General features: G+C 32.8%; 7 protein-coding genes. All 7 read left to right on the top strand.

The window, feature by feature from the left end:
- The coding region (locus tag ACXAC4_RS17935) for a hypothetical protein (RefSeq protein WP_475164282.1) at positions 1–210 on the top strand (210 nt) is incomplete at its 5' end.
- 212 nt (positions 211–422) lie between these two features.
- Positions 423–938, top strand: a complete 516-nt coding sequence (locus ACXAC4_RS17930) for a hypothetical protein (protein WP_000404429.1) — start codon at positions 423–425, stop codon at positions 936–938.
- 12 nt (positions 939–950) lie between these two features.
- Positions 951–1151: a hypothetical protein gene (locus ACXAC4_RS17925; RefSeq protein ID WP_475164280.1), complete on the top strand. Its 201-nt coding sequence runs from the start codon at positions 951–953 to the stop codon at positions 1149–1151.
- Positions 1144–1329 (top strand): hypothetical protein, encoded by a 186-nt coding sequence (locus tag ACXAC4_RS17920; protein ID WP_475164277.1) that lies wholly within the window; start codon positions 1144–1146, stop codon positions 1327–1329. Before ACXAC4_RS17925 ends, ACXAC4_RS17920 begins: the two co-directional genes overlap by 8 nt.
- Positions 1330–1338: 9 nt before the next feature.
- Positions 1339–1515, top strand: a complete 177-nt coding sequence (locus ACXAC4_RS17915) for a hypothetical protein (RefSeq protein WP_475164275.1) — start codon at positions 1339–1341, stop codon at positions 1513–1515.
- Positions 1516–1531: 16 nt separating this feature from the next.
- On the top strand, positions 1532–1726 hold the full coding sequence (locus ACXAC4_RS17910) for a hypothetical protein (RefSeq protein WP_000283262.1): 195 nt from the start codon (positions 1532–1534) through the stop codon (positions 1724–1726).
- Positions 1695–2754: hypothetical protein (locus tag ACXAC4_RS17905; RefSeq protein ID WP_475164272.1), on the top strand; the 1060-nt coding region annotated here is incomplete at its 3' end. The genes ACXAC4_RS17910 and ACXAC4_RS17905, both read left to right, overlap by 32 nt.

Below are 2754 nucleotides of genomic sequence, written 5' to 3'. Positions count from 1 at the left end.
ATTTCCATGTACAATCAAGTGGTGTCAGAAGGTATAAATTTAAATCGTGAGCAGATAGCAGACGAGTTATGTAAACGTTATGGTTTTGTAAAAGAAACTCACTTTTTCGAGATTCATGCAATGAGTGGATTTGGTATTGTACAAGATTATAAGAAAGAAGACGTAGTAAGAGACGATTTAAGACGTATAGAAGTATATTCACCATACTAAGGGGTAGTTAAACATGAGTAAAGGTTTTACATTAATCTGTAATGAGTGTGAGAACAAAGTAGACTATAAAGAGTTAGAAAATAAACGGCATAATATAGAGAAACAAATGTCTGTTACAATTCATTCGTTAACAGAGTGTGGGTTCATTTGTTTCTCGTGTGAGAATAAAGTAAAGTTAAACGATAAAGAGAATCAAGAATAGGGGTAGTAAAATGGAGATTTTAAATAAGTATGATGAATTAGGTTTTGAAGTGACGGTTTATGAAATGACTAAAATGAGAAAAGGTGAGAAGACTGAGATTTTCAAAGCAGAAATTAAAATTGCAGATAGAGAAGAACTACTTACAACACTAGAAGCATCTTCAAAATTTCAACTGAGAGAATTATTAGAGAGTTGGTTAGAGTATGAAGAGACAACAAAAGAAAAGTTACAAGGATTACCTAAAGTAAGATTTGTACGCTTTGCAACAGATGAGCATAGTGAATACTCTTACTCTACACTTATGATTCGTGGAGACATAACAAACGAAGAATTCTTAGACTTATATCATCGAATTGTAAAACAAGTAGATACAAATCAACATGAAGTAATTGCTCAAGCAATGTGTCGTGAGTATGGATTCCAGTTAGTAGAAGAAGACTTAGAAATTCATGCAATGTATAGTAAATTTAGTATAGTAGACCGTGATGTGAGCTATAAAACAGCAGGATTTACTACATTAGGGTAAGAGGTGTCTTATATGCCACAAAAGAAAACGTACATCGGTAAAGTAGTAGAGCAAGAAATTGATTATGGAAACAGTAATGCACTTTACCATGATGTATACATAAAAGAAATTAATGATTATTTAACACAAGACCTGTTTAACTTTGAAGGTAAGAAGGTTAAAGTAACGGTTGAAGTAATCGAGGAAAACACAAAGGAGTGTCAAAATGAATGAAAATGAATTTTATAAACCTGTAGTTCCTGAGTGGGTTGCAAAGATTCTTGAAAAGAAGAAAAGGAATAACCCTTTAGCCACAATAGGACACTCGAAAGAATGGGAAAACTGGAAGAGAAAGTATCCAAGAAAGTATAAATACGCTATGTTAAACGGTTGGATTGTAGAAGAGAAATGAGGGGTAGCAATGGAAACGAAAAATAATCATGTATTATATACAAAAGAAGACTTTACAAACAAGAGTCCCGAAGAAATGGAAAGTGATACAATAGCAAACTTAGTATTAGATGGAGGTCTTGCTATTTGTAAAGTATGCGGTGAATTCGAAGCGGGATTAGATAAAGAGTGTAAACCAAAAGAATAAGAAAGGAGACTCTACTATGTATCCGAAAGAATTACTAAAGAAGTATAGTGAGAAAAAGGAAGACTCTACTCAATTATTAAGTATGCAAGGGGTAGTTGAAATAGACAAAGGTAAAGATAGTTCGGAGTATATGGAAATCGAAACTAGATTAAAAGAGTTAGAAAACGAAATGACTGATATTGCAAAAGTCTTTATTGAAAGCTTTATTTAATATAAACAAAGATAAGAAAGTAGGGGTATTGGTGTTTGAAGACAAACTGAAAATTGTTGATACATCTATACCCACCTTTGATATCTTAAACGAGATAAACAAGAAAGGTCGTCTAAGGGATGTCGTTGTAGGTGGGTATGTGAAGCATAAGATAGAGAAACCGCCTATCTTTCATTCAGAAGAGTTAGCACCAAACTGTAAATTCGTATCATTTCGAGTTCATTTTATAGGTGAGCAAGGTCGAGAAAAGAAACTCACAAAAGGTGAACTAGTAGTATATGTACCAAACGATTTAGTAGAGAATGATTTTTATGAGTTTAGGGGTACGTTGTCCTTAGCAGGTTTTGATTACACAAGAGTAGTAACAATGATGCGTTTTAAAAAGAAAGAGGTTAAATTGCAAGATAAAGGCATGAAAGGGCGTAACAGGAAAGATTCCTACAAACAGGAATATCCTAAGAAGGAAAACAAAATGCAATACGTATGGGAAGTACACCCAGTTTCAGTATCAAACTTGGATTTAGGTTCATTGTCAAGTAATTTATACCATGAAACGATGCAGTTCATACAATCTCCATTATCGTATACGCATAAAAAGTTAAATTCTATACTTGAAACGCAATCATCTAGAATAAACACCGATAAATACTACTATGATTTCAGTACACCGATTGATAAAGACGAGTTGTTAAAGAGACCTACAAAAGATAGTACATCTTTTGAAGAGGAAAACAACTATATAATTGATAAAGACTATGGGATTATTCTTGAAGCATTAGAATATCCAGTCTTGTTACTGAATTTAGAAGCATTTGGTTTAGATAAAACAATGTTAAACTACATGATATGGTTAGTAGACGGTGCATTAGATGTATATGATAGTATAGAAGACCTACAAAACAACAAGATTAATCAAGATTACGTTGTAAATGAGCAAGAAGGGGTATTAAACGGTACACGAAGAAAAGTTGTTTTAGTAAGTGAACCGTCAAAAGGGTATCCGTATTTAGAGTTAAAGAAAAAAAGAT

It is taken from the genome of Pseudoalteromonas sp. AWM4_233, from assembly GCF_056158285.1.
Note: the sequence above shows the minus strand (reverse complement) of the source record. Positions and strands in the feature narration are given on the sequence as shown.